Annotated in this window: 23 protein-coding genes and 9 tRNA genes; 7 read left to right on the top strand and 25 right to left on the bottom strand. The window is 70.6% G+C overall.

Annotation, left to right across the window (positions count from 1 at the left end; genetic code table 11):
- Positions 1-55 precede the first annotated feature (55 nt).
- The 5 genes from VGC13_RS20525 to VGC13_RS20510 all read right to left on the bottom strand — a co-directional run bounded on the left by VGC13_RS20525 (position 56) and on the right by VGC13_RS20510 (position 4,217).
- Positions 56-454 (bottom strand): PIN domain-containing protein, encoded by a 399-nt coding sequence (locus VGC13_RS20525; RefSeq protein WP_331127153.1) that lies wholly within the window; start codon positions 452-454, stop codon positions 56-58.
- 2 nt (positions 455-456) lie between these two features.
- Positions 457-723 carry an antitoxin gene (locus tag VGC13_RS33705; protein ID WP_414683009.1) on the bottom strand — a complete coding sequence of 89 codons (267 nt, stop codon included), beginning with the start codon at positions 721-723 and terminating at the stop codon, positions 457-459.
- 308 nt (positions 724-1,031) lie between these two features.
- Positions 1,032-1,421: a response regulator transcription factor gene (locus VGC13_RS20520; protein ID WP_331127152.1), complete on the bottom strand. Its 390-nt coding sequence runs from the start codon at positions 1,419-1,421 to the stop codon at positions 1,032-1,034.
- Positions 1,418-2,392 carry a HAMP domain-containing sensor histidine kinase gene (locus VGC13_RS20515; protein WP_331127151.1) on the bottom strand — a complete coding sequence of 325 codons (975 nt, stop codon included), beginning with the start codon at positions 2,390-2,392 and terminating at the stop codon, positions 1,418-1,420. The genes VGC13_RS20520 and VGC13_RS20515 overlap by 4 nt, the downstream gene beginning before the upstream one ends.
- Positions 2,393-2,429: 37 nt before the next feature.
- On the bottom strand, positions 2,430-4,217 hold the full coding sequence (locus tag VGC13_RS20510; protein ID WP_331127150.1) for an ABC transporter ATP-binding protein: 1,788 nt from the start codon (positions 4,215-4,217) through the stop codon (positions 2,430-2,432).
- A gap of 142 nt (positions 4,218-4,359) precedes the next feature.
- Between VGC13_RS20510 and VGC13_RS20505 the strand changes: the two genes are divergently transcribed.
- A complete protein-coding gene (locus VGC13_RS20505) occupies positions 4,360-5,250 on the top strand; it encodes a hypothetical protein (protein ID WP_331127149.1) in 891 nt (296 codons plus the stop codon).
- 415 nt (positions 5,251-5,665) lie between these two features.
- On the opposite strand, the gene VGC13_RS20500 is transcribed toward VGC13_RS20505, so the two are convergent.
- From VGC13_RS20500 to VGC13_RS20490, 3 genes are all read right to left on the bottom strand, one after another.
- Positions 5,666-6,409, bottom strand: a complete 744-nt coding sequence (locus VGC13_RS20500; RefSeq protein ID WP_331127148.1) for a PIG-L deacetylase family protein — start codon at positions 6,407-6,409, stop codon at positions 5,666-5,668.
- 107 nt (positions 6,410-6,516) lie between these two features.
- Positions 6,517-6,774 (bottom strand): hypothetical protein, encoded by a 258-nt coding sequence (locus VGC13_RS20495; protein ID WP_331127147.1) that lies wholly within the window; start codon positions 6,772-6,774, stop codon positions 6,517-6,519.
- Between the two features lie 1,008 nt (positions 6,775-7,782).
- On the bottom strand, positions 7,783-8,328 hold the full coding sequence (locus tag VGC13_RS20490; RefSeq protein WP_331127146.1) for a hypothetical protein: 546 nt from the start codon (positions 8,326-8,328) through the stop codon (positions 7,783-7,785).
- Positions 8,329-8,615: 287 nt separating this feature from the next.
- On the opposite strand from VGC13_RS20490, the gene VGC13_RS20485 reads away from it, so the two are divergent.
- The 3 genes from VGC13_RS20485 to VGC13_RS20475 all read left to right on the top strand — a co-directional run bounded on the left by VGC13_RS20485 (position 8,616) and on the right by VGC13_RS20475 (position 11,890).
- Complete coding sequence (locus tag VGC13_RS20485) at positions 8,616-9,575, top strand: M48 family metallopeptidase (RefSeq protein ID WP_331127145.1); 960 nt, start codon at positions 8,616-8,618, stop codon at positions 9,573-9,575.
- A 492-nt stretch (positions 9,576-10,067) separates the two neighbouring features.
- Entirely contained in the window at positions 10,068-10,658 is a 591-nt protein-coding gene (locus VGC13_RS20480; RefSeq protein WP_331127144.1) for an HU family DNA-binding protein, read from the top strand.
- Between the two features lie 119 nt (positions 10,659-10,777).
- Positions 10,778-11,890 carry an AI-2E family transporter gene (locus VGC13_RS20475; RefSeq protein WP_331127143.1) on the top strand — a complete coding sequence of 371 codons (1,113 nt, stop codon included), beginning with the start codon at positions 10,778-10,780 and terminating at the stop codon, positions 11,888-11,890.
- A gap of 569 nt (positions 11,891-12,459) precedes the next feature.
- On the opposite strand, the gene VGC13_RS20470 is transcribed toward VGC13_RS20475, so the two are convergent.
- Positions 12,460-12,768 carry a hypothetical protein gene (locus VGC13_RS20470; RefSeq protein ID WP_331127142.1) on the bottom strand — a complete coding sequence of 103 codons (309 nt, stop codon included), beginning with the start codon at positions 12,766-12,768 and terminating at the stop codon, positions 12,460-12,462.
- Between the two features lie 89 nt (positions 12,769-12,857).
- Positions 12,858-13,460: a L,D-transpeptidase gene (locus VGC13_RS20465; protein ID WP_331127141.1), complete on the bottom strand. Its 603-nt coding sequence runs from the start codon at positions 13,458-13,460 to the stop codon at positions 12,858-12,860.
- A gap of 139 nt (positions 13,461-13,599) precedes the next feature.
- Here VGC13_RS20465 and VGC13_RS20460 point away from each other — a divergent pair, with 139 nt between their 5' ends.
- Positions 13,600-13,923: a metalloregulator ArsR/SmtB family transcription factor gene (locus VGC13_RS20460; RefSeq protein ID WP_331127140.1), complete on the top strand. Its 324-nt coding sequence runs from the start codon at positions 13,600-13,602 to the stop codon at positions 13,921-13,923.
- Between the two features lie 424 nt (positions 13,924-14,347).
- Entirely contained in the window at positions 14,348-15,112 is a 765-nt protein-coding gene (locus tag VGC13_RS20455) for a metallophosphoesterase family protein (RefSeq protein WP_331127139.1), read from the top strand.
- Between the two features lie 309 nt (positions 15,113-15,421).
- On the opposite strand, the gene VGC13_RS20450 is transcribed toward VGC13_RS20455, so the two are convergent.
- From VGC13_RS20450 to VGC13_RS20400, 11 genes are all read right to left on the bottom strand, one after another.
- Positions 15,422-15,494: transfer RNA gene (locus VGC13_RS20450), tRNA-Gln, on the bottom strand.
- Between the two features lie 41 nt (positions 15,495-15,535).
- Positions 15,536-15,609: transfer RNA gene (locus VGC13_RS20445), tRNA-Asn, on the bottom strand.
- Positions 15,610-15,624: 15 nt separating this feature from the next.
- Positions 15,625-15,697 (bottom strand) — tRNA-Gly (locus tag VGC13_RS20440).
- Between the two features lie 15 nt (positions 15,698-15,712).
- Positions 15,713-15,787: transfer RNA gene (locus VGC13_RS20435), tRNA-Val, on the bottom strand.
- 3 nt (positions 15,788-15,790) lie between these two features.
- Positions 15,791-15,864, bottom strand: a tRNA-Met gene (locus VGC13_RS20430).
- 8 nt (positions 15,865-15,872) lie between these two features.
- Positions 15,873-15,945 (bottom strand) — tRNA-Glu (locus VGC13_RS20425).
- Positions 15,946-15,970: 25 nt separating this feature from the next.
- A tRNA-Leu gene (locus VGC13_RS20420) sits at positions 15,971-16,054 on the bottom strand.
- Positions 16,055-16,076: 22 nt separating this feature from the next.
- Positions 16,077-16,150 (bottom strand) — tRNA-Arg (locus VGC13_RS20415).
- A gap of 4 nt (positions 16,151-16,154) precedes the next feature.
- Positions 16,155-16,227, bottom strand: a tRNA-Lys gene (locus tag VGC13_RS20410).
- 148 nt (positions 16,228-16,375) lie between these two features.
- Positions 16,376-16,837, bottom strand: a complete 462-nt coding sequence (locus VGC13_RS20405; protein ID WP_331127138.1) for a hypothetical protein — start codon at positions 16,835-16,837, stop codon at positions 16,376-16,378.
- Between the two features lie 190 nt (positions 16,838-17,027).
- Positions 17,028-17,441, bottom strand: coding sequence for a hypothetical protein (locus VGC13_RS20400; protein ID WP_331127137.1), 414 nt, complete (start codon positions 17,439-17,441; stop codon positions 17,028-17,030).
- Positions 17,442-17,736: 295 nt separating this feature from the next.
- Here VGC13_RS20400 and VGC13_RS20395 point away from each other — a divergent pair, with 295 nt between their 5' ends.
- Positions 17,737-19,758, top strand: a complete 2,022-nt coding sequence (locus VGC13_RS20395) for an amidohydrolase family protein (RefSeq protein WP_331127136.1) — start codon at positions 17,737-17,739, stop codon at positions 19,756-19,758.
- Positions 19,759-19,950: 192 nt separating this feature from the next.
- On the opposite strand, the gene VGC13_RS20390 is transcribed toward VGC13_RS20395, so the two are convergent.
- From VGC13_RS20390 to VGC13_RS20375, 4 genes are all read right to left on the bottom strand, one after another.
- Positions 19,951-20,646: an alpha/beta hydrolase gene (locus VGC13_RS20390; RefSeq protein WP_331127135.1), complete on the bottom strand. Its 696-nt coding sequence runs from the start codon at positions 20,644-20,646 to the stop codon at positions 19,951-19,953.
- Positions 20,647-20,887: 241 nt separating this feature from the next.
- Positions 20,888-21,742, bottom strand: coding sequence for a KPN_02809 family neutral zinc metallopeptidase (gene ypfJ, locus VGC13_RS20385; RefSeq protein ID WP_331127134.1), 855 nt, complete (start codon positions 21,740-21,742; stop codon positions 20,888-20,890).
- Between the two features lie 128 nt (positions 21,743-21,870).
- Complete coding sequence (locus VGC13_RS20380) at positions 21,871-22,185, bottom strand: hypothetical protein (protein WP_331127133.1); 315 nt, start codon at positions 22,183-22,185, stop codon at positions 21,871-21,873.
- A 509-nt stretch (positions 22,186-22,694) separates the two neighbouring features.
- A complete protein-coding gene (locus tag VGC13_RS20375; protein ID WP_331127132.1) occupies positions 22,695-23,162 on the bottom strand; it encodes a hypothetical protein in 468 nt (155 codons plus the stop codon).
- Positions 23,163-23,489: the final 327 nt, after the last annotated feature.

Below are 23,489 nucleotides of genomic sequence, written 5' to 3'. Positions count from 1 at the left end.
GCTCGCGGAACGGGGCTTCGACTCACAAGCTTTCCCTTCAGCGAACCGGTACTTGTCAGGTGGACTTCCAGTCCTCAAGCTTCAAACCTGGGAGTCGGCCGAACTCCCGCGTGTTGCCTGTAACCAGGGTTAGATCGTGCGCGGCAGCCATGCTGGCGATTACCAGATCCCGATCACCAATGGGCTGGCTGCGGATTGCGTCCCTGAACCTGGCGTGGATCCCCGCCGCACCTTCATCAAACGGCAGAACTTCGATGATTCCCGACAGGAACGCCTGAAGAGAGTTGGTTGCACGTGTCGGATCCTGGCTGCGCAAGGCGCCGCAGTGCAACTCCGCAAGGGTCATTGCGGAGATGGCGAGGTCCGCGGGGGACTCCGCCTGGGAACGAGACAGGTACGGCTCTTTTGCGCGGATAATCGAGATTGAGGTATCCGTATCCAGGACGTATCGCATAGTCAGAACGGGAGCCGCTCGGAACTCGCGGGAAGCGCCTCTGGACGAGCAAAGTCATCTGGGAGTTCGGCGGCAAGTGCCTTTAGACGCTCCCAGTAACCGGCTGGCCAGCCGGGCTTCTCGAGAGGTTCCAGAAGCACGCCGCTTCCATGCTTCCGAATGCGAACCGCCGATCCTTCGAACCGGTACTCCTTGGGGAGCCGCACCGCCTGGCTTCCACCGTTGTTGAAGAGTGTCGCTACGCTGTCATTTGCCACGAGTACCTCCATTTCGCAGTTCAAGACGTCGTATATACAGTATATATTTTTCCGTCCGACAAGTGGCAGAACAAGTCGGTGAAGTTCTGTAAAGTCGAAAAGCGAAGCCCCGTCTCAACGCGCTGACACGCCGCTGAACGGGGCTTGGATGCACTGGATGATCAATGTGTGTGCTGCCCCGCGGCCACACAGCCCCGCGCAGTTTGCGGGGCTTCCCGCGTTTCCAGCCGCGGGTTTACCCGCCCGGGGCTAAACCCGTCGGCGACGACTCCCATTCGGCGCAAACCCCGCCCCGACACGATCCCGCTGTAACCTGTCCCCTACGCAGCCGCCATGAACCCCGGCAGGTCCCGCACCAGCTTCTGCGTGTTCACCGGCTTCACGATGTACGCGGCGCAGCCGGCGGCCAGGCATGCGCGCCGGTCCGCGTCCTCGTCGCGCCCGGTGACGGCCACCACCGCGACGCCGGCCGTGGCGGGCGCGGCCTTGATCTGCCGCACCACCTCCAGCCCCGTCATGTCGGGAAGGCCCATGTCCAGCAGCACCAGGTCGGGGACGTGCGCCGCCGCCAGGCGCAGCGCGTCCTCGCCCGTGCCGGCGCCCAGCACCGTGTACCCCGCGTCCTCCAGCAGAATGGTGAACGCGTCGCGGATGGCGTCGCTGTCCTCCACCAGCAGGACCGTCTTCGCCAGGGGCGTCCCGCCGCTCACGCGTCCGCGCCGCCGGCGCCGGCGGCCGCCGCGTCCGCGGGCGTGCCGGCCGCGTGCACCGAGGGAAGGGTGAAGAAGAAGCGGCTCCCCTCGCCCAGCGTGCTCTCTACCCAGATGCGGCCGCCGTGCAGCTCGACGAAGCGCCGGGCGATGGAAAGCCCCAGCCCCGTGCCGTGGTGCACCCGCGCCCGCGACGCATCCACCTGCGCGAACTCGCGAAAGATCAGCTCGTGGTGCGCCGGGTCGATGCCGATGCCGCTGTCCGACACCTCTACCTGCAGCCACCCGGGCTGCCCCGGCGCCGGCCGCGCGTCCACCCGCACCCAGCCGCCCTCGGGGGTGAACTTGATGGCGTTGCCGATCAGGTTCCCCAGCACGTGCGCCACCTTGTCGCGGTCCGCCCACGCCTCGACGATCCCCTCCTCGTAGCGCGTGGTGAACGAAAGGCCCTTCCGCTCCAGCAGCGAGCCGTTCATCTCGCGCACGTTCTCCACCACCTCGTGCAGGCCGAACTCCACGGGGCGAATGTCGATGGCGCTGGCGTTGGTGCGCGCGTAGGTCAGGATCTCTTCGATCATGCCCAGCAGCTGGCGGCAGCTGCCGATCATGCTCTCGATGGCCTCGCGCTGCCGCTGGCTGATCTCGCCCAGCAGCCCGTCGCGCAGGATCTCGCCGTAGGTGACGATGGCCGTGAGCGGCGTGCGCAGCTCGTGCGACACGTTCGTCAGGAACTGGCTCTTGGCCACGTCCAGGTTGCGCAGCTCCAGCACCGCGCGCTCCAGCTCCTGCACCCGGCCCCCGGCCTCGCGCGGGCCCGCGGCGCCGTGGCCGTCCATCTCCAGGACGATTCCGGGCGCCACGGACGGCGCCCGCGGAGATTCCACGACGCAGAATCCCTCGCGGGCAAGCACCTCGCGCAGGCGCTCCGCGGTCGCGTGATCGCCCTGCAGGTATAGGCGGAGGTCGTCCATGAAGATCGAAGGGAGGGGAACCTTTGCAGGCGCCAATCTAGACGGCCCCTGGCCCGCCTGCAAGCACGGCGTCTCCTTCCACCTGCTCGGCCAGCAGCTGGCGCCGCTGGAGCGCCGCGTACACGCCACCGGCACGCAGCAGCTCGGCGTGCGTCCCGCGCTCCACCAGCCGCCCGTCCTCCATCACCAGGATCAGCTCCGCGTGCATCACGGCGGTCACCCGGTGGCTTACGACGAGGCTGGTCCTGCCCTCGAACACGCGCCGCAGCCCCTCCAGGATGCCGTGCTCCGTGTGCGTGTCCACGGCGGAGAGCGCGTCGTCCAGCACCAGCACCGGCGCGTCTGCCGCCACGGCGCGCGCCAGCGCCGCCCGCTGCTTCTGCCCGCCGCTCAGGTTGATGCCGCGCTCGCCCAGGAGGGTGTCGTAGCCGGCGGGAAAGCCTTCCACCGTGGTGTCCAGCCGCGCCACCGCCGCCGCGGCGCGGATGCGCTCCAGCCGGCGCGCGTCGTCGGCCTCGTCCAGCCCCAGCGCCAGGTTCTCGGCGATGGTGTCGGAGAACAGAAAGGTGTCCTGCGGCACCAGCGCCACCGCGTCGCGCAGCGCGTCCAGCCGCCACCGCGTCAGGGGGATGCCGTCCAGCAGCACCTCGCCCGCCGTGGGGTCGTACAGCCGCGCCAGCAGCGAGACCACGGTGGACTTTCCCGACCCAGTGGGGCCCACGATGGCCACCGTGGCGCCGGCGGGGACGTGAAAGCTGACGCCGCGGAGGACGTCGCGGTCCGCGCCCGGGTAGCGGAACGAGACGCCGCGGAACTCGATCTCCCCCCGCACCGTTGCGGGGGCCACGGCGTCGGGCGCGTCGTGGACGCGGGGCTCCGTCTGCAGCACGCGCGACACGCGGCCCATGGACGCCGCGCCGCGCTGGAACAGGTTCACCACCCACCCCAGCGCGATCATGGGCCAGGTGAGCATGCCCAGGTAGATCAGAAAGATCACCAGGTCGCCCACGCTGATGCGGCCGGCCAGCATGGCGCGCCCGCCCACCCCCAGCGCCACCGCCATCCCCAGGCCGGCCAGCAGGCCCAGGGAGGGATAGAACAGCCCCTGCGTGCGCGCCAGCTCCACGTTGCGCCGCATGGACTCGCGCGACAGCGCGCGAAAGCGGTCCGTCTGCGCCGCCTCCTGCCCGTACGCCTTGACGATGCGCTGTCCGGCCAGGTTCTCCTGCGCCATGGTCGACAGGATGCCCAGCTGCTCCTGGATCTTCTCGAAGCGGTCGTGGATCAGCGTCCCGAAGCCGATGGTGACCGGCGGCAGCAGCAGCAGGGGGATCAGCGAGATCATCGTCATCCACGGGTCGATCATCGTCATCCGCACGATGGCGAACACCCCGAAGACCACCGTGTTGACCAGGTACATGTACGCCGGCCCCGCCACCATCCGCACCGCGGCGATGTCGTTCGTCGCGCGCGACATGATCTCGCCCGTGGGGTTGGCGGCGTAGAAGCCGGCGTCCAGCCGCAGCAGGCGCGCAAAGAAGTCGTCGCGCAGGTCCAGCTCCACGCGCCGGCTCACCCCGTTCAGGATCTGCCGCATCCAGAAGCGCCCCACCCCCGCGGCCAGCGCCAGCAGGGCGGAAAGGAGCGCGTAGCGGCCCACCACCGAACGGGTGGCGTCCGGCCGCTCCAGCGCGTCCACCCCCGCCTTGACGTACTCCAGGCTGGCGACGTTCACCGCGTTGGACACCACCACCGTCAGCAGCCCCACCGCGATCAGCACGCGGTAGCGCCGCAGGTACGGCAAAAGCGCCTTCAGTTCTCGCATGTAGCAGCTGTCCCGGCTGTTCCGTAGCAGTAGGCACGGCGGTTGCCCCATACCCTCCCCGACCGAGGGGCGCCGGCGGATGTCCATCGTACCCCCGCCCCGGCCGGAAAGCAAGCAATCACGCGGGTAAAGGAGCAGTCTGATGATGCGTAGAACCATGGCCGCGGCGCTCGTGCTGGCCCTGCCGGTGTCCTCTCTGCTGGTCGCCTGCGGCGGCGACGAGGACACCGCCGACCGCACGGCGCTGGAGCGGCAGGCGCTGGAGCGGGACCTTGACCTGGCGCTGCAGCCCGACACCACCCCCGAGGTGGCCCTGAGCGACGTGCCGCTGGCCGGCGGAGCGGGTGCGCCGTCGGTGGCGCCCGCCCCGGGGCAGCCCCAGACGCCGGCCCCCGCGCCCGCCCCCCAGGCGGCGCCGCGGCCCTCCGCGCCAGACCGCGCCGCCGACGCGCCCAGCCGCCCGGCGCAGCCCGCCGGCCCGCGCTACGTCACGCGCACGGTCAGCAGCGGCACCACGATGACGGTTCGCTTCGACAACCAGGTCAGCACGCGCACGGCCAGCGAGGGCAGCACCTTTACCACCACGCTGTCGCACGACCTTACCGACGACCAGGGCCGCACGGTCATCCCCGCGGGCGCCACGGTGCGCGGGCGGGTGACGCGGGCGGTGGCCTCGGGCGGCGGGCTGGGGCGCGACGCGGCGCTGTCGGTGACGCTCACCTCCATCTCGTACGGCGGCGAGCGCTACCCCATCGACGTGACGATGGTGGACGCGCCCAGCGTGGTGCGCCGCAGCCGCCAGGGACGCGGGCAGACGGCGGCCACGGTGGCGGGCGGCGCGGCGCTGGGCGGCATCGCGGGCCGGGTGATCGGCCGCGACCGCCGCAGCACGGCCATCGGCGCGGCGGTGGGCGCCGCGGCGGGGACGGGCGTGGTGGTGGGCACGCACGACATCGACGCGGTGATCTCGGGCGGCTCCACCGCCACGGTGCGGCTGGACGGCCCGGTGAGCGTCCGCCGCCGCGCGGACTGACCTTCGCCGCCGGATGCGAGGCGCCCCGCCGGACGGCCTGTCCGGCGGGGCGCTTCGCGTTGGGGGCAGGTTCGATCGACGGTGTATCGGACGGTGTATCCCGCCGAGGACAGGGCCTCGCTGGCCGGGTGTGTCCCGGGCGGGTGACACCGATTGTGACTCCGGTGGATTTCGGGCGCGTCCGCCTGCGGGAGGGAACGATGCTCGTTGCGGCTCCGATCCGGTAACGTGCCGTCCGCCCGCCGGAGCGAATGAATTCGCCGCGGGAAATTCGCAAAGTCCGCCTGCGCGGACTCGGCGGCCCGGCGGTGTGCGGCGTTCCACGCACCTGCGCGTCCGCGACCGGGGGAGGCGTTGCCCTCCATCTCGATGCGCCTCCCCCGCGGAAGCGGAACGCCCCGTGCGCGGCCGCTGGCTACTGGGCGCGGTCGGGGTGGATGGGCTCGCCGACGTCGGTGGGCTCGGCGGGGATCAGGTGGGGGACGATGCCGGGGCGCGTTTCCCAGGCGTCGAACACCTCGGCGTAGCGCAGGCCGTAGGGCTCGCCGGCGCGGCGCAGGCGCTGCTCCACCCACCCGCGCTCGCCGAACCCGATGTTCTCGCGGTAAAACGTCGCCAGTTCGTGGATGGTGTCCAGGTACGGCTCCACGTCCACGGCCACGGCGGGGATGGTGGAGTGCGCGCCGCGGTAGGTGAAGACCGGCGCCGCCCGGCGGTGCGGCTGCCCGGGCGCCACCACCTTGGCGATGCGCGCCAGCGTGACGGCGTCGCGAAAGATCCTGCCCGAGGCCTGGTGGTCCGGGTGGCGCATCCCGCGTCCCCACGCGTCGCCCCAGGTCAGCAGGCCGTCGGGCTTGATCTCGGCCAGCAGCCTCGCGACCCGGTGGGCGGACGCGGAGTCCGCCTGCAGCCCGCAGTCGGGAAAGTCCAGAAAGCGCGTCTCCACGCCCAGGATCTCGCCCGCGCGGCGGCCCTGCTCCACGCGCCGCGCCGCGACCTCTTCGGCCGGGATGGGGCCGAACGCCTCCGTCATCTCCCCGCGCGTCAGCCAGACCACCACCACCCGGTCTCCACGCGCCTTCTGCGCCAGGATGGTCCCCGCCGCGCCCACCTCGTCGTCCGGGTGGGCCAGCCCCACCAGCAGCGTCCTGCGCTCCATTCCCTCGCCTCTCGCCAGATTCCCTTCCGCCCTGTTCCCGACGGCCCATGCATGGAATCTCCGGACCACGGCCGTATCCGGCAAGCGTCCGCGGGCCGACCATGTGCCTAGAGCAGCGCCAACTGGCGTTCGCGGCGCCTCCGTCCGCTCCGCCGCGGCTCCGGCGGCAGGGCGGGAATGTCCGCGTGCACCGTAGCCGGCTGCCTGCGCCGGACCAGCGGCAGGGGATCGGGGTCGCGCGGGAGCGGCATGGGCGGGAGCACCGCGTCGCCGTACAGCCAGTCGGCCACCCAGCCCAGGTCGTACGGATCGCGGCCGTCCGCCATCTCCCCGTCCGCAACGGGACGGCGCGCCAGTGCTGCCATTTCCGCCGCCTCTCCACCCATCATCGGCATCGTGCTCCCTGTCTTCGCGTGCACGTGAACACCCGCTGGGTCGACAAGATGCCGAATAAAAACCGAATATGCAAGGGGCAGGACGAGGGGAGTGCGTGAGTGCGTGAGTGCGTGAGTGCGGGAGTGCGGGAGTGCGGGAGTGGGGTGTCCGACGCGCGCCAAAGCATGTCATTCCGAGGCCCGGCCACACAGGACCCTCCCCTCGCGCCGCCGGTCGCAGGGCCGAGGAATCTAGCCGCGGCCCGCTCGAACCTGACGCGGCAGCCCGCGCCTCCGCTGCGGCTACGACGCGGCCCGCCGATGCACGTGGGACTGCGCCGTGAGGCCTGTGGCCGCGGGCGTGGGGCGCACGAAAGGCCACGAGCCATCGGACGGTAGATTCCTCGGTCGCGCCTGCTTTTTCGTTCCGGAGAGGCTGGGGCGGCGCTCCCTCGGAATGACAGATTTGTTTGTCGCGTCGTATGTATGTTGGCCCCCATGTGGTGGGCTCGGTTGTCGGGCGTGGGTGCCGGGCTCGTTCGTCGGACATGCCTGTCGGCCGCGTAGCCCCGCGCCGTTTGCGGGGCTTCCCGCTCTTCCAGCCGCGGGTTCACCCGCCCGACGCCAAACCCGCCCGACACCAAACCCGCCCGACGCCAAACCCGGCCGACGCCAAACCCGGCCGACGCCAAACCCGCCCGACGCCAAACCCGCCTGACACCAAACCCGCCCGACGCCGAATCCGGCCGACGCCAAACCCCGCCCGACGCCGGATCTGGCCGACACCCAACTCGCCCGAATCAAAACCCGCCGACGCCGAATCCGGCCGACGCCAAACCCCGCCCGACGCCGGATCCGGCCGACACCAAACTCGCCCGAGTCAAAACCCGCCGGCGACGAATCCGTCCGTCACCGTGTCCGCATCGAACGCAACGTGAAAGAGGCGGCCCGTTGCCGGGCCGCCTCTTTCATCCACCGAAAACCGCTCAGCCAACCGGCTTACGAAGCGCGGTTGTAGACCAGCTTGTACGTGAGCGGGTTGGGAAGGCGCGGGCTGGTGATGGTGACGTTCATCGTCATGGTGTTGCCGTCGGGGCTGACGGTGTACACGTTGACGCGACGGCCGTCCTCGGCCTGGAACGTCTGGGTGAGCGCGCCGTTCTGCCACTCGGCGGTCACGCGCACGCAGTCGCCGCGCATCTGCGTGCAGGTGTTGCCCGTCTCGCGCTGCCACAGCACCGGCTGCCCGTTGGCCGGGCTGCTGACCGAGGGGCGGCCCTGCATGTCCACGCGCACCACCGTGTTGTCGTGCGTGATCACCAGGCGCGGGTACGCCGTGTTGGTGCTGCGAAGGCGGGGGCGCGCGATCTGGCGCACCACCACGTTCATCCGGGCGACGGCCGTGTTGATCTTGGCGTTGATGTCGTCGCTCTGCGAGCGGTTGATGGCCCAGGTGCCGCGCAGCTGCGACTGCTGGGCGCTCACGGTTGCGGGAAGCGCGGTGAACAGCGCGAGCGCGAGCAGGGCGATGCGTTGACGGCGCATGGCAAATCCTCCAAGATGCGTGGGAAAGCGCGCCGCGCGCGCCGGAGGTCTCCGGCGGGGGCGTGGTGACGGCAGGTATGCAGGCAATCTAAGACGTTCGGGTGCAGCGCGGTAGAGCCGGAGCAAACACCCTTTCACGTACGGTGCGTACACCGCCCGTCCGCCGGGAGGTCCGTTCCGGGGTGCCGGGAGGTTGAAACCCCGCGCCCGTGCGCCCGTACCCTTTCGCGTCCGCGCGGCAGCGCCGCAGCGCAAACTACACATCCACAGGCACGCCGCGAACCCCCATGAGCCAGCAGACCCGCACCCTTACGCAGATCGACCCGCGCACCTGGGAGCACCCGGCCGACCGCGCCGCGCTGAACGCGCTGCGCAAGATCCCCGTGTTCGACCAGGTGCTGCGCACCGTGTTTGGCTTCTTTGGCGAAAAGCCGCTGCGGCTGGCGTTCCTCAGCAGCTCCGTGCGCGTGAGCGCCACGCAGTTTCCCCGCGTGCACCGCATCTACCTCGAGGCGGCGCGCACGCTGGACGTGCAGCCGTATCCGCTGTACGTGCAGCAGGGGTACCCCATCAACGCCTTTGCCTTCGGCATGCAGAAGCCGTTCATCGTGCTGAACCTGCGCACGGTGGAAGAGCTGGACGACGCCGAGCTGCGCTTCGTCCTGGGGCACGAGATCGGCCACGTGCTCAGCGGCCACACGCTGTACCTTACCATGATGGTGGTGCTGTACCAGCTCTCGACCGTGGGCTTTCCCATCGTGGGGCTGGCGGCGCGGGCGGTGCTGATGGCGCTGATGGAGTGGCACCGCAAGGCCGAGCTTTCGTGCGACCGCGCCGGCATCCTGGCCGTGCAGGAGCCCGAGGCGGCCATGCGCACCATGCTGAAGTTTGCCGGCGGCACCACCAGCGACACCAACCTGGCCGACTTCATCGCCCAGGCCGAGGAGTACCGCGAGCCGGGCGACCTGGCCGACCAGGTGTTCAAGGTGCTCAACGTGCTGGCGCTCACCCATCCCGCCCCGGTCATTCGCGTGGCCGAGATGCGCAACTGGTTCGAGAGCGGCGCGTACGAGCGCATCGTGGCCGGCGACTACCGCCGCCGGGGCGAGCCGGAGCCCACCTACTCCGAGGACGTGGCCGCCGCCGCCGCCTCGTACCGCGAGAGCGCGCGCGACACGCTGGGCAACGCGCAGCAGGCGGCCCGGCGGGTGGTGGACTCGTTCCGCCAGGGCTTCGGGAACCGGTAGAGGGCGGCTGGACGGGTGGGTCCGCGGTGTCAACGGCCAGGGTGGTGTCGGGCGGGTGAACCCGCGGCTGGAACAACGGGAAGCCCCGCAAACTGCGCGGGGCTGTGGCGCAGGCGAGGCCGCGCCCCCCCCTCGGCGCCAGCAGACGCAGACGATTTCGCACGCGCGCCGCGGGACGGGCGGGCGTGCGAAAATCATTTTTCAGCGAAATTGCTTGATGATCCTCATCCGCCAGAGCCTGCCAGTGGCTGGTGCCGGGGCGGTGAGCCGCAGGACTAAGTTGGGAAAAATGCGCGACTTAGCCGTTCCCGCCGCCGAAATTCCAGGTGGCGCCTGGGGTGCGGGCAGCGGGGCGTGCGTGCGCGGTGTGCGCGAAATCGGCTAAAGCCCAGCAATGGAGCCGCCGGAAGTGGAACCGGGTTTGCATCAGGGGCCGCGCGGGCCAGCCGACCGGCGTGCCCAGACCCGAAACGCCCACGCGTGGAGACTCCAATGAACAAGTCAGAGTTCATCGACAAGGTCGCCGACAAGGCCCAGATGAGCAGGGCCGCGGCGGCGCGCGCGGTCGACGCCATCTTCGACACCGCCGGCGGCGCGGTTTCGGAGGCGGTGCACGGCCTGGGCGAGCTGTCCATCCCCGGCTTCGGCAAGTTCAGCAAGAAGACCCGGGCCGCGCGCCAGGGCCGCAACCCGCGCACCGGCGCGGTGATCGACATCCCGGAGCGCGCCACCATCTCGTTCACCGCCGGCAAGAACTTCCGCGAGGGCTCGCCCAGCGGACGCCGCAAGGCGGCCGGGGCGGCGGCGGGCGCGGCGCTGGGCGCGGCGGCTGGTGCGGCGGCGGCCGCGGCGGCCGGCGGCGGCACCAAGCGCGGCGGGGCGGCGGCGGGCGGCGGGACCACGGGCGGCTCGACCGGCGGCGGGACCACGGGCGGCTCGACCGGCGGCGAGACCAACGGCGGGTCGGCGGTCGGCGTGCGCGGCGGCGGCGGCAGCGGCAGCAAGTCGGGCGGCAGCAAGTCCGGTGGCAGCAAGTCGGGTGGCAGCAAGTCGGGCGGCAGCAAGTCGGGCGGCGGGCGCTGATCCGCGGGTCCTGAGCACCGAGGCCGCGTCCCTCCGGGGGCGCGGCCTCGTTCTTTCATGTAGGCGGCCCGTTCCGTAGAACCGCCGGCACGCCGGCACCCCGCTCCGTACAGGCACGCATGGCCGACACCGAGGTACGCCGCATCATCTGGAGGTCCGCCGACGTGGCGCGGGTCTTCCTCATGGGAATGCTGTTCCTGTTCCTGTGGCGGTTCTTCTGGATGGTGCACAGCGCGCTGTTCATCGTCATGCTGGCCATCCTCATCGCCATCGTCATCCACGCGCCGGCGAAGTGGCTTACGCGGGTGGGCGTGCCGTTTCGCCTGGCGCTGCCGCTGATGGTGATCGTGTTCGTGGGGTCGCTGGTGGGGCTGATGGTGGCCATGGTTCCGGAGCTGATGGCCCAGATTCGCCTGCTGGCCACGCAGCTTCCCGAAACGCTGGACCAGGCGCAGGTGTGGTTTGCCCGGGAGACGGGGCAGGGGCCCGAGTCGGAGCTGTCGCGCTCGCTGAACGAGCAGGTGACGGGGTTCATCACCCGCTTCGTTCCCCTGGCGTTCAACCTGATCAGCACGCTGCTGGGGTCGTTCGCCATCATCGTGCTGGCCACCTTCTTTGCCGCCCAGCCCACCCTGTACCGCGACCTGCTGCTGCGGTTTGCGCCCGTGGACACGCGCGACCGCTGGATGCGGGTGTACGAGGAGGCGGCGGCCAACCTGCGCCGGTGGACGCTGGGCAAGGCGGTCACCATGCTGGGAATCGGCATCGTGACCTACATCGGGCTGACGATGTTCAAGATCCCCGGCGCGCTGGCGCTGGCGGCGTTCGCGGCGCTGATGGAGTTCATCCCCAACTTCGGGCCCACGATCGCGGCGGCGCCGGCGGTGGTGGCGGCGTTCGCCATTTCGCCGCGGACGGCGCTGTACGTGGCGATCTTCTACTTCCTTCTGCAGCAGGTGCAGAACGCCATCACGGTTCCCCTGGTGGAGCGGCGCGCGGTGAACATTCCGCCCGCCATGCTGCTGGTGTGGCAGCTGATGCTGGCGGTGGGCTTCGGCATCCTGGCGCTGTTCGTGGCCACGCCGCTGCTGGCGGTGCTCGCCGTGGTCGTGCGCATCATGTACCTGGAGCCCACGGAAGAGCGGCAGACGTGGAACCGCCGGGAAACACTTGTCGCCGCCGCCGGCGCCGACGGCCTTCCGCCGCCTCAGCCGTTGCCGGATGGGGCGTGACGGAGGGTTGGGCGCGACCCTCGGCGCCCCCTCCGGGCTCGCATTACTCGCCCACCTCCCCCAAAACTGCTGGGGGAGGTTTTTGTTTGGGCGGAGATCGGGGCGCTGCGAATCAGTGGGAGCTGCGCCGGAGAGGGGGCCCCCGTCAGGCGCAGTTCGATGCTCGTGGTCGGGGCAATGGCGAATGAATTCACTGCAACAACCACACGAAGTCCGCCTTCGCGGACTGGCGGCTGTGGGGTCGGGCAAGTGCCTGCCACGTTGCGGGGCGGGGCCCGCCGGACGCGCCCGGCAGGCTGGCTGCCCAGCGCACGATCGAATTCTCCCCTCCCCGCGAGGACGAGCGGGGAGGGGCCCCTGTCGGGCGCAGTTCGATGCCAGTCGCCGAATCCCGGTCCCTCGGCCCCGCCAACCTCCCCCAGCAGTTTTGGGGGAGGTGCGAGCCTAAGCGAGCGGAGGGGGCGCCCGCCGGCGCCAGTTCGAATCGTCCGTAGCGCGATCGAAGTTCCCTCTCTCCTCGCGCAGTTTGCGAGGGAGAAGCCGGGGGCGGGGCCGGCGGAGGAGGGGCCCTACAGCCGCTCGCAGGCGGTGGCGCGGACCAGGATCTCGTCCTGGCGAAAGCGGGCTTCCAGCTCACGCCGGTACTCCGTCCACCAGCCGCGGTCCAGGTCGTCCGCCACCACCTCCACGATCACCACGTCGTCGCGCGACACCTCGCCGTCGTCGTCCTTCCACGCACCGGCGGCGGGGGCGCGCAGGTGCGCCGTCACCCCGCCAAAGCGCTCGGTGAGCTCGTGGCGGACGCGGTCCAGCGACGCACGGGGGAACGGGGTTCCCTCGTTGTCGCGCAGGGGAAGAAAGATCTCGACGACGTGCATTCCGCCCGGCCTCCGGGGTTGGAAACGGCGGCGGGCCCCGCGAAACCTGCGCGGAGCCCGCGGATGTGTGTCGCGCGCTCGTCCCCGGCCTACGCGCGGACGCGCATGGGCACGGGGTTCGACAGGCGCACCTCCTGGGTGCTGCGCACGCGGTTGATGACGCGCTGGAACCATCCCGGGCTGCGCGAGGCGCCGCCGTTCTCCATCACCATGCGGCCCAGCTCGATGACGTCGGCGTTGCGCATGCGGATGCAGCCGTGCGACTCGGCCTGGCCCAGCGAGTCGGTTTCGCGGGTGCCGTGGATGTAGTAGTCCGGCGCCTGGAAGAAGATCTTTACCCGCCCCATGGGGTTGCGGGGGTCGCCGGGCTCGCGGGCGCTCTTGTTCTTGGCCCACGCGGCATCGGGCGGAACCCAGCGCGGGTTCCACACCAGCCGGCGCACGTTGAACGAGCCGGTGGGCGTGGGGTGCCGGCGCTGGCCGATGGCCACGCTGTACTCGCGCACGGTCTCGTCGCCCTCGTTGACGTACAGCTTGCGGTCCGACAGGTCGACGGTGATGGAAAAGCCGTCCGCCGCGGCGGCCGCCACTTCGGCCCGCTCCGAGGCGGCGGCCTGCGTGGCCGCGCCTCCGCCACCCACCAGCAGCCCCGCCGCAAACGCGGTCAGGGTGGCTCTGCGCATTCGGTTCATCGTCATCTCAGATGGCGTTTTTGCAAGAGGTTACGTCCTGCCTTCACGCCACGGTAATGCCAGCATCGTGCCAAACGGATGGTGCGCGGGCCGGGCCGCCGGACTTGACCGATCAAAATCTGCTGATGTATAGTTGGGCATGGCTACCGTCACCGAACCGACCGTCGAGCGCGCCGCGCGCCTGTTCCACGCCCTGTCCGACGAGAAGCGCCTGCGCATCATCGAGGTGCTGCGCGGGGGCGAGCGGTGCGTCTGCGACCTGGTCGACGTGCTGGACGCGGGGCAGTCGCTGCTCTCGTTTCACCTGAAGACGCTCAAGGCCGCGGGGCTGGTGAGCGACCGCAAGCAGGGCCGGTGGTCGTACTACCGCCTGAACGCGGAGCCGTTCGAAGAAGTGGAGGCCATCGCCGCCGCCCTCCGCGCCGACGCAGAGCGCACAGCGGATTCCACCTGCTGCGGGTGAGGCGCGGAGACGGCTCATCCATGCGATACGGCTCATCCATGCGATGAAGACGGGATCGGCGAACCGCACCTCCGGATCGAGACGGAGCGTCCGCCGGCGGTACCAGGAGCGAATGAATTCGCCGCTGGAAAGGCGCAAAATCCGCCTGCGCGGATTGTGGCCGCGGGTCCGGGGCGCGTGGCAGGGTCCAAGCCGGCTGCCTCCAAGGGCGAATGAATTCGCTGCAACGACCACACGAAGTCCGCCTTCGCGGACTGGCGGCTTTTGCGGCAGGCCGAAAGTCCGGTGGGCGTGGGGGGAGCACTGGAGTCGGCAGTCGAAACTCCGGTTCATCTTGCTTGCCCAACCGACCCCGCTCAACCTCACGCACTCACGCACTCACGCACTCACGCACTCACGCACTCACGCACTCACGCACTCCCCCATGCGTCTCGCCCTGATCTCCGACATCCACGCGAACCTGCCGGCGCTGGAGGCGGTGCTGGATTCCATTCGCGCGCGGGGCGGCGTGGACGCGGCCTACCACCTGGGCGACCTGGTGGGCTACGCGCCGTGGCCGGATGAGACGGTGGCGCGCATCCGGGCGGAGGGGGTCGCGGGGGTCGCGGGGAATTACGACTCCACCGTGGCGGCGGACTACAAGCACTGCGGGTGCAGGTACGAGTACCCGCGGCAGGAGGCGCTTTCGCACCAGAGCTACGCGTGGACGCGCGGGCACGTGGGCGCGGAGACGAAGCGGTTCCTGGGCGCGCTGCCGTTCCGGCTGGACCTGCGGCCGCTGGGCGGGCACGTGGCCGGGCCGCGGGTGACGCTGGTGCACGGCGCGCCCACGCTCAACACGCTGTACTGGACGGAGGACCGCACGGACGACTTCTGCCTGAAGATGGCGGAGCAGGCGGGGGCCAGGGCGGGGGACGCGGTGTGCTTTGGCCACACGCACCTGCCGTGGACGCGCGAGGTGCAGGGCATCCGCTTTTTGAACACGGGTTCCGTCGGCCGCCCCAAGGACGGCGACTGGCGCGCGGGATACGTGGTGCTGTCGGTGGATTCCGGAGGGACGGACGCGGAGTTCGTGCGCGTGGAGTACGACGTAGAGCGGACGATGGAGGCCATCCGCCGCAGCGAGCTCCCCGACGACTTCGCCGAGTATCTGCGCACCGGCGGAAAGCCGCAACCGGCGAGGGTGTAGGCGGACGTTCCGGGGCCGCCTGATGCCGGATCCGGGGAAACAACACCTTTATGAGTACGGAGGAACAGAGGCAGACAGAGGAACCACGATGATAATTCAGTTCGCTTTCTCTGTCTGACTCTGTTCCTCTGTACGATTATTCTTTTTCAGGATCTGGTATGAATCTGCCCGGTTGCGGACGCGCTCCGGCGGGCGGACGGCACGTCACCCGGGCCGGATCGCCGAAGGGAATGGACCGGATCGAGGACAAACGAAAGCGCCCGGGCCGCGTGTGCGGTCCGGGCGCTCCTTGATCGTGATCCGTCCGAGTTGCCCCCCCAGGGATCGAACCTGGACTTTCCTGAGTCAGAGTCAGGCGTGTTGCCAATTACACCAGGGGGCAGTAACCGCCGTGCCGTCCCGTCTACCCGTCACACCGAAAAGCGCCCACTCCAGGACTCGAACCTGGGACCCCCTGATTAACAGTCAGGTGCTCTAACCGACTGAGCTAAGTGGGCTCGTACACACTACAGAGCGGGCAACCGGGCTCGAACCGGCGACCTCAACCTTGGCAAGGTTGCGCTCTACCAACTGAGCTATGCCCGCACTTCTTCCGAACAGTGGTCGCCGTAGGATTCGAACCTACGACCTCTCGCGTGTGAAGCGAGCGCTCTGGACCAGCTGAGCTAGGCGACCGCATAGCGGGGGCGGGATTCGAACCCGCGACCTTCGGGTTATGAGCCCGACGAGCTACCAGGCTGCTCCACCCCGCGACACGTAATACCCCGTACGGGAATCGAACCCGTGTTTTAGCCTTGAGAGGGCTATGTCCTAGGCCACTAGACGAACGGGGCCCTGCATCCTTCAAAAAACCACCAGTGCTCCCGAGAGGACTCGAACCTCCACGAGCTTGCGCCCACTAGATCCTGAATCTAGCGCGTCTACCAATTCCGCCACAGGAGCATTGTCAAACAAGAACAACAGGTGCGCCCGGAAGGATTCGAACCTCCGACCTTCTGATCCGTAGTCAGACGCTCTATCCAGCTGAGCTACGGGCGCACAGTGCACCGAGTAGGAATCGAACCTACAACCTTGGGATTAAGAGTCCCCTGCTCTGCCAATTGAGCTATCAGTGCGTAACCGATTGCAGGCCCTCAACTTAGCAGAACCTCGCCAATCGCGCAAGCCCCCGGCGCTCACCGGCGCCGTGTGCATCGGAGCGGGCGGGGCGCACAATATACCAGCGTGCGCCCCGCTTGTGAAGCCCCGCCGCGATCGGCCGGGCTAGTTGTTCCCCGGATTGGTGATGACGATGGCGCCGGCGACGCTGCGCGAGCCCAGTCCGGGCAGGGTGTTGCTGGCCTCGGACGCGTCCAGCCAGCGCACGTGGTCGATGTAGCCCGGCTCGATCTGCCGCAGGGCTTCGAGGCCGCCCAGGTTGACGCTGCCCTGGTACACCACGATCTCGCTGCCGGCGCGGTTCACCGCGTTGCGGTTGGCGAGCCAGTGCGGGCGCAGGCGCTGGATGGCGTCGTACAGGGTGGTGGCGCCGCTGCTCCGGAGCTCGTCGCCGGTGATCAGGGTGCGGCTGCTGCGCGGTCCCCGCCGCGCCGACTCGCTGGTGCTGGCGCCCGTCTCGGCGCCGGCGCCGGCGCCCGCCGAGGCGGCGCACGCGGGAAGGATGGACAGGATTCCGGCCGTCACGGCCAGCGTGCGGAACAGCTTGGCGTAGGACATGGTGCGCATCACGGAAAAAGGGGTGGGGGTCCGTGGCAACGCCGCCGGGCTTCCGGGGGCCGGCGGCGGCCGGGCGCACGGTGTGCCGCGCGCGTTTCCCAGAGTTTCCCGTGCGGCTCCACACAGCGCCGGGTGTGGCCCGGCGCACGCATTCTACGCGCGCCGGGCCACACCCGAAAGACCGCCGCGTCCGGCGCCGTCAGCTGGCCGGCGTGTTGACCACGATGGCGCCGCCCGGGATCTCGCGCGGGCGAATGCCCGGCAGCGTGGCGGCGGTGGCGGCGTCGACGTAGCGCAGCGACACCACGTACTCCAGCCCCATCTCGCGCAGGGCGGTGACGCCGCCCATCCGCACCTGGTCCTGGTACACCACGATGCCCCCGGTCTGCCCGCCGAAGTTCTGCACCCCGCGTCCCGTGAGCCAGCCGGGACGAAGCCGCTGCACCACGTCGTACAGGTTGGAGGCGTTGGCGGTCACGATCTCTTCGGGGGTGATGACGCTGCGGGTGGCGGCGGCGGAGCGCGGCTCGGTCCAGTCGACGTTCCGCGGGACGGCGCACCCGGCCAGCAGGGCCAGCGCGGCGGCGGAGGAGAGCAGGGTACGGATGTTCATGGGGCCTCCGTGGGAGGTGGATGGGTTTCAGGGAGCCGCCGGCGTCCGCGAGCAGTGGCGCGGACGGGCCGGCGCGGCGACGGGAGCAGGGGCCCCGCGGCCCCGTCCGGCGGCGGGCCCGGCCGGGCCCCGCCGTGCTCCCTCCTCGCGGTGATGTAACGGGAGCGCGGCGGAAATTCTGACGCCGCTGGACAGCGGGGCGCGCGCACCGCATCGTGTGGGGGACGTGATCCGTCGCGAAGGCGCGGTCCGGCCCGCCGGAGCGCACCCCATCCCACCCTGGCAAAGCATCCCCATGCGAACCCTGTCGACGACGCTGGCCCTGGCGCTGGCGGCCCTGCCGGCCGCCGCCCAGCACGCCGGACACGCATCTCCCGCGCCGGGCGACACCGTGCGCTACGTGGCCATCTCCGCCGGCAACGCCGCGGGCCAGGAGCTGGTCTGGCGCGACGCGGACGGTACCCTGCACTCGCGGATGGAGTACAACGACCGCGGCCGCGGACCCAGCATCCACACCCGCACCCGGGTGGACGGGCGCGGCTTTCCGGTGCTGATCGAAGCGGAGGGCGTGAACTACTACAAGGTGCCGGTGCGCGAGCGCTTCGAGCTGCGCGACGGACGCGCGGTGTGGGAGAACAGCGCCGACCGCGGCGACCGCCCCGTGTCCGGCCCCGCCTGGTACGCCAGCATGGACGCGTCGGTGGAGTCGAGCCTGCTTCCCCGCGCGCTGCTGGCCCAGCCCGACCGCTCGCTGCCGCTGCTGCCGGAGGGGCGCGTGCGCATCGAGCCCGGGACGGAGCTGCGGGTGAGCGCGGGCGGGCGCACGCAGACCGTCCGCCAGTACGCCATCCACGGCTTCGGCTTTCAGCCGTACCGCCTGTGGCTGGACGAGAACCTGGACTTCTTCGCCTCCGGCGGCGACTGGCTGGCCTTCGTGCGCCAGGGGTGGGAGGGCGCGCTGCCTGAATTGTTCGCCGCCGACCAGGCGGCGGAGGCGGCGTGGGGGGCGCAGATGGGCAGCACCCTGGCGCACCGCCCCGCGGGCCCGGTGGTCTTCCGCAACGCCAACCTGTTCGACGCCGAGACGGGGCGCAGCCGGCCGGGGACCACGGTGGTGGTGAGCGGCAACCGCATCCAGGCGGTGGGCCCGGACGGCAGTGTGGCGGTGCCGGAGGGGGCGCAGGTGATCGACGCGGCGGGAAAGGCGCTGCTGCCGGGACTGTTCGACATGCACGTGCACCTGGGGCTGGTGGACGGGCCCATGCACCTGGCCGCGGGCGTCACCAGCGTGCGCGACCTGGCCAACGACACGGTGGTCTTTCCCCAGGTGGCGCGCGAGTGGAACGCGGGGACCAAGGTGGGGCCGCGGGTGGTGGTGATGGCGGGCTTCATCGACGGCTCCGGCCCCTTTACGGGCCCCACGGGGCTGCGCGCCGACACGCCCGAGCAGGGGCGGGCGCACGTGAACTGGTACGCGGACCACGGCTACACGCACGTCAAGCTGTACAGCTCGCTGAAGCCCGAGCTGGTGCCGGTGATCGTGGAAGAGGCGCACCGGCGGGGAATGCGGGTGAGCGGCCACATCCCGGAGGGGATGACGGCGGAGCAGGCGGTGCGCGCCGGCTTCGACGAGGTGCAGCACGCCAACATGCTGGTGCTCAACTTCCTGAGCGACACGCTGGACACGCGCACGCCGCAGCGGTTCAGCGGGCCGGCGCAGGAGGCGGCGCTGCTGGACCTGCAGTCGCCGCGGGTGCAGGCGTTCGTGGCGCTGCTCAGGGAGCGGGGCACGGTGCTGGACCCCACGCTGAACGCCTTCGAGCAGCTGTTCACGGCGCGGCAGGGCGAGGTGGACCCGGTGCTGGCGGCCATCGCCAACCGGCTGCCGCCCACGGTGCAGCGCGGGCTGCGGGGCGGCGGCCTGCCGGTGCCCGAGGGGATGGACCAGCGCTACCGCGACTCGTTCCGCGCCCTGCTGAACCTGACGGCCATGCTGCACCGCGCCGGCGTGCCCATCGTCCCGGGGACGGACGCCATGCCGGGGTTTGCGCTGCACCACGAGCTGGAGCTGTACGAGCAGGCCGGCATTCCGGCCAACGAGGTGCTGCAGATCGCCACCCTCGGCTCGGCGCGGGTGGCGAAGCGCGAGGCGGACCTGGGCTCCATCGCGCCGGGCAAGCTGGCCGACATCATCCTGGTGGACGGCAACCCCATGGAGCACGTCACGCAGATCCGCAACGTGGAGCTGGTGATGAAGGACGGGGTGATCTATCGGCCGGACGAGCTGTGGACGGCGGTGGGGGTGGCGCCGCGGTGAGTGCGTGAGTGCGTGAGTGCGGGAGTGCGGGAGTGCGGGAGTGCGTTAGTGCGGGAGTGCGCATATCCGCTGACTGGTAGCCGGTAGGCAGGGGACCGCCTGGGCCTCACACGGAGTCAACGGAGTTAACGGAGTTCGTCTCCGCTGGCTCCACAGGCTCCGTGTGAGGTCTCGTCGTTTCGGGGGATCAGCTCACCCCTCCAGGAACCAGTCCATGGCTTCGCGCGCGACGGTCGGGGGGACGGTGTGGGGGCCGTCGAACTCGTGGTAGAGGACGTCGTAGCCGGCGGCCTGCAGGCGTGGCACCAGGTGGCGGCTGCACCGGTCGATGGGGAGCACGGCGTCGCGGGTGCCGTGCGAGACGTAGATGCGCGGCGCGCCCCGCTGCGCCGGCGGCGCCACGAAGCCGGGGGAGAACGCCAGCACGTGCGTGAACAGGTCTCCGTTCGCCACGCCCAGCGACAGCGCGTACGAGGCGCCGTCCGAGAACCCGCCGATGGCCACGCGCTCCGCATCCACCGCGCACTGTTCGAAGACGGCCGTGAGGGCGCGGTCCAGGAAGGCGACGTCGGGTCCGTACGCGCCCAGGAGCACGTCCCACGTGCGCCCCCGCGAGTCGGGCGCCAGCAGCACCAGCCCGCGCTCGTCCGCCAGCGCGCGCATGAGGCCGAGGGCGTTCTGGCCGCCGCCCCCGGCCCCGTGCAGCATCAGCACCAGCGGCAGGGGCCGGTCCACGGACGCGCCCTCCGGCACGTACAGCAGCGCGTCCCGCCGCGCATCCATTCCCAGGCGGTGCAGCCCGGGCGCGGCGGGCGTGGACGGCGCACCGGGGCGGGCGGAAAGGACTCCGTCCTCCGGCTCGGGCCGGATCAGCTTCTTCTGCCTCACGGGCGCCTTCCCATCCGGTTCATCCGATCGATGATGAGGGATGGCGGGTGGGAAGGGACGTGCCACGCGCGGGGCAGCATCCGCCGAACGAAAACGGGGCGGCTCCAGCCTGGAGCCGCCCCGCTTCATCCATCAACTCCCGCACTTCCGCACTTCCGCACTTCCGCACTTCCGCACTCCCGCACTCCCGCACTCCCGCACTCCCGCACTCCCGCACTCCCGCACTCCCGCACTCCCGCACTTACAGGCTGGTCGCCTCTAACGTGTTGCACTGGTCCACGTTGCCGGTGTCGAAGCCGCGGCGGAACCAGCGCATGCGCTGGGCGCTGGTGCCGTGCGTAAAGCTTTCGGGCTGCACGTGGCCCTGCGCCTTGCGCTGCAGCGTGTCGTCGCCGATGGCGCTGGCGGCGGTGAGGGCCTCTTCGATGTCGCCGGGCTCAAGCCAGGGCTGCCGCGCCTCGGCATGGTGGGCCCACACGCCGGCGTAGCAGTCGGCCTGCAGCTCCTGCATCACCGACAGGCGGTTGCGCTCGGCCTCGCCCACGCGCTGGCTGGCGGCGTTCACCTGCTGCGACACGCCGGTGAGCGTCTGGATGTGGTGCCCCACCTCGTGCGCGATGACGTACGCCTGCGCAAAGTCGCCCGGGGCGCCCAGCTGGCGGCGCATCTGGTCGTAGAAGGCCAGGTCGATGTACACCTTCTGGTCGCCGGGGCAGTAGAACGGCCCCACGGCGGTGCTGGCGCTGCCGCACGCGGACTCCACGCGCTGCTGAAACAGCACCAGCCGCGGCTCCTGGTACGTTTCGCCCTGCTGGCGAAAGATCTCGCCCCAGGTGATCTCGGTGTCGCGCAGCACGGTGCTGACGAACTGCCCCAGGCTGTCCGTGGCGGGGTCCACCGGGGCGGACTGGGCGGAGCGGTCTCCCGCGCCGCCCGCCGCGGGCACCTGCACGCCCGACGGGTCGCCGGTGAGCAGAAAGTAGATCAGCCCGATCACCACCGCCCCGATGCCGCCGCCGGCCGCCATCCCCCCGCCGCCGCCCATGCCGCGCCGGTCCTCGATGTTCCCGCTTCCGCCTCGTCCCTGCCAGCGCATGTCGCGTCTCCTGTGCCGGATCCACCGCCGCCCGCCCCCGTGCGCACCCCCCTTCGCAAGGCGGACGCCAAGACGTGCGGGGCGGACCCGCGCCGGGCCCGCCCCGCCTTACATCCGCCCCGTCCCGCTCAGCGGTCCTGCGGCCCGGTGCGGTTCACGTCGTCGGGCGCGGAGGCGTCCACGCGGCGCGCCTGCTCGCGCAGCGCCTCGGTGTTCTCCTGCACGCTGCGCTGGTTCTCGGCGGCCATGCGGTTGTCCTCGCCGCCCATGCCGTCCACGTGCAGCCCCTCGACGGGGCGGTCGGTGCTCTCGGGGGCGGTGGCCTCCACGCGGCGCGCCTGGTCGGCCAGCGCCTCGGTGTTCTCCTGCACGTTGCGCATGTGCTCCTGCGCCTGGCTGGTGTCTTCCGACGCGTTGCCGCGCCCGCCGTTGTCCTGAGCCATCTGGCTTGCTCCTGCTGGAGTGTCGATCATCCGCCGCTCATGCGGATGTCCTGGTTTGCACGTCCCGTTCCTCGGTGGAGGGACGTATGCGCTTTCGGAAGGCCTCAGAATTGCTGCCCTGAAAATTGATCTTCCAGTCACGCTTCTCGCGCGGCTGGCACTCGTCTCATCCCGCAGTGCAAGGAGGAATGGATGCCGACAGCGCTCACTCGTTCGGCCCGCCGCGCATTCGCCGCGCTGGTGGCCGCCGGGCTCACGTTTGGGGCCGGCTCCGTGCTGGCCTCGCCCACCCCGATGGCGGCGTGCCCCTACAACCCGGACAGCAGCCAGTACGGCATATCGTGCACCTCGCACCAGTCCTGCACCAGTCCCTGTACGTTCTACTCGGGTATTTACTCTGAGGGCCGGTGCTACAGTGGATGCTGCACCTGCCTGGTCTGACGCGGATCGGAAAAGGCTCCCGGCGGAGTTTCCGCCGGGAGCCACGTTGTTTCTGCTCGCCGTCGCGATTACTGGCCGCGCCCGTCGCCGCCGTCGTCTTCCCCGCCGTCCACGCGGGGGACTTCGGTGCGGTCCACGGCGTCGCGGGCCTGGGCCACCTGCGCCCGCAGTTCTTCGACGGTCTCGCGGATCTCGCCGACGTCGCGGCGGTTGTGGTGCACGGCCTGCGCGGTCTGGTCGAGCGCCTGTCCGGTGTCGCCCAGGATCTCGGCGTTGCGGCGCAGGGCCTCGGCGGCGCGGCGCTGGGTCTGGGCCGCGTCCTCCTGCCGCGCGGTGAGCTCCACGTCGTCCGCGGAGCGCATGCGGTCGGCCTCCACCATGTCGGGCGGAAGGCGGAACGCGTAGTCGGTATCCTGCCCGCGCCGGGTGCCGCGCTCGTTCTCCTGGCGCGCGTCCGCGGCCTCGGCGGCCAGCTCGCCGGCCCTCTGCTCCACCTCGCGCAGCTCGCCGCCGCGCGGATCCATGTCGTCGCTCACGTTCGCCTCGCTCGCTGCCGGTTTCCGCCCAGGATTCGGAGGGTGCGGAGGGATTGCAAGCGGGGAGCCATGAAGGGGTGAAGGGGTGAAGGGGCGGCGCCAGAGAGCGGGGGGCGGGGGATCGGTGACGGAGGAATCCGGGACACGCCTCCATCACTCGTCACCCGCTCACCCCTCACCCGCTCACCCCTTCACCCCTTCACCCCCTCACCCCTTCACCCCTTCACCCCTTCACCCCTTCACCCCCTCACCCCTTCACCCCTTCACCCCTTCACCCCTTCACCCCCTCACCCCTTCACCCCCTCACCCCTTCACCCCTTCACCCCC

The sequence above is a fragment of the Longimicrobium sp. genome (genome assembly GCF_036399255.1).
In the GTDB taxonomy this organism is placed as follows: Bacteria; Gemmatimonadota; Gemmatimonadetes; order Longimicrobiales; family Longimicrobiaceae; genus Longimicrobium.
This window is presented reverse-complemented; position numbering and strand designations above follow the sequence as displayed.

What these genes read in the sequence shown, in the direction of transcription:
- VGC13_RS20380 (WP_331127133.1), bottom strand. Translation starts at nt 22,185, where the DNA reads ATGGCTCAGGACAACGGCGGGCGCGGCAACGCGTCGGAAGACACCAGC.
- VGC13_RS20525 (WP_331127153.1), bottom strand. Translation starts at nt 454, where the DNA reads ATGCGATACGTCCTGGATACGGATACCTCAATCTCGATTATCCGCGCA.
- VGC13_RS20470 (WP_331127142.1), bottom strand. Translation starts at nt 12,768, where the DNA reads ATGCACGTCGTCGAGATCTTTCTTCCCCTGCGCGACAACGAGGGAACC.
- VGC13_RS20480 (WP_331127144.1), top strand. Translation starts at nt 10,068, where the DNA reads ATGAACAAGTCAGAGTTCATCGACAAGGTCGCCGACAAGGCCCAGATG.
- VGC13_RS20510 (WP_331127150.1), bottom strand. Translation starts at nt 4,217, where the DNA reads ATGCGAGAACTGAAGGCGCTTTTGCCGTACCTGCGGCGCTACCGCGTG.
- ypfJ (WP_331127134.1), bottom strand. Translation starts at nt 21,742, where the DNA reads ATGCGCTGGCAGGGACGAGGCGGAAGCGGGAACATCGAGGACCGGCGC.
- VGC13_RS20405 (WP_331127138.1), bottom strand. Translation starts at nt 16,837, where the DNA reads ATGCGCACCATGTCCTACGCCAAGCTGTTCCGCACGCTGGCCGTGACG.
- VGC13_RS20465 (WP_331127141.1), bottom strand. Translation starts at nt 13,460, where the DNA reads ATGAACCGAATGCGCAGAGCCACCCTGACCGCGTTTGCGGCGGGGCTG.
- VGC13_RS20395 (WP_331127136.1), top strand. Translation starts at nt 17,737, where the DNA reads ATGCGAACCCTGTCGACGACGCTGGCCCTGGCGCTGGCGGCCCTGCCG.
- VGC13_RS20485 (WP_331127145.1), top strand. Translation starts at nt 8,616, where the DNA reads ATGAGCCAGCAGACCCGCACCCTTACGCAGATCGACCCGCGCACCTGG.
- VGC13_RS33705 (WP_414683009.1), bottom strand. Translation starts at nt 723, where the DNA reads ATGGAGGTACTCGTGGCAAATGACAGCGTAGCGACACTCTTCAACAAC.
- VGC13_RS20475 (WP_331127143.1), top strand. Translation starts at nt 10,778, where the DNA reads ATGGCCGACACCGAGGTACGCCGCATCATCTGGAGGTCCGCCGACGTG.
- VGC13_RS20500 (WP_331127148.1), bottom strand. Translation starts at nt 6,409, where the DNA reads ATGGAGCGCAGGACGCTGCTGGTGGGGCTGGCCCACCCGGACGACGAG.
- VGC13_RS20455 (WP_331127139.1), top strand. Translation starts at nt 14,348, where the DNA reads ATGCGTCTCGCCCTGATCTCCGACATCCACGCGAACCTGCCGGCGCTG.
- VGC13_RS20400 (WP_331127137.1), bottom strand. Translation starts at nt 17,441, where the DNA reads ATGAACATCCGTACCCTGCTCTCCTCCGCCGCCGCGCTGGCCCTGCTG.
- VGC13_RS20495 (WP_331127147.1), bottom strand. Translation starts at nt 6,774, where the DNA reads ATGGCAGCACTGGCGCGCCGTCCCGTTGCGGACGGGGAGATGGCGGAC.
- VGC13_RS20515 (WP_331127151.1), bottom strand. Translation starts at nt 2,392, where the DNA reads ATGGACGACCTCCGCCTATACCTGCAGGGCGATCACGCGACCGCGGAG.
- VGC13_RS20490 (WP_331127146.1), bottom strand. Translation starts at nt 8,328, where the DNA reads ATGCGCCGTCAACGCATCGCCCTGCTCGCGCTCGCGCTGTTCACCGCG.
- VGC13_RS20505 (WP_331127149.1), top strand. Translation starts at nt 4,360, where the DNA reads ATGATGCGTAGAACCATGGCCGCGGCGCTCGTGCTGGCCCTGCCGGTG.
- VGC13_RS20460 (WP_331127140.1), top strand. Translation starts at nt 13,600, where the DNA reads ATGGCTACCGTCACCGAACCGACCGTCGAGCGCGCCGCGCGCCTGTTC.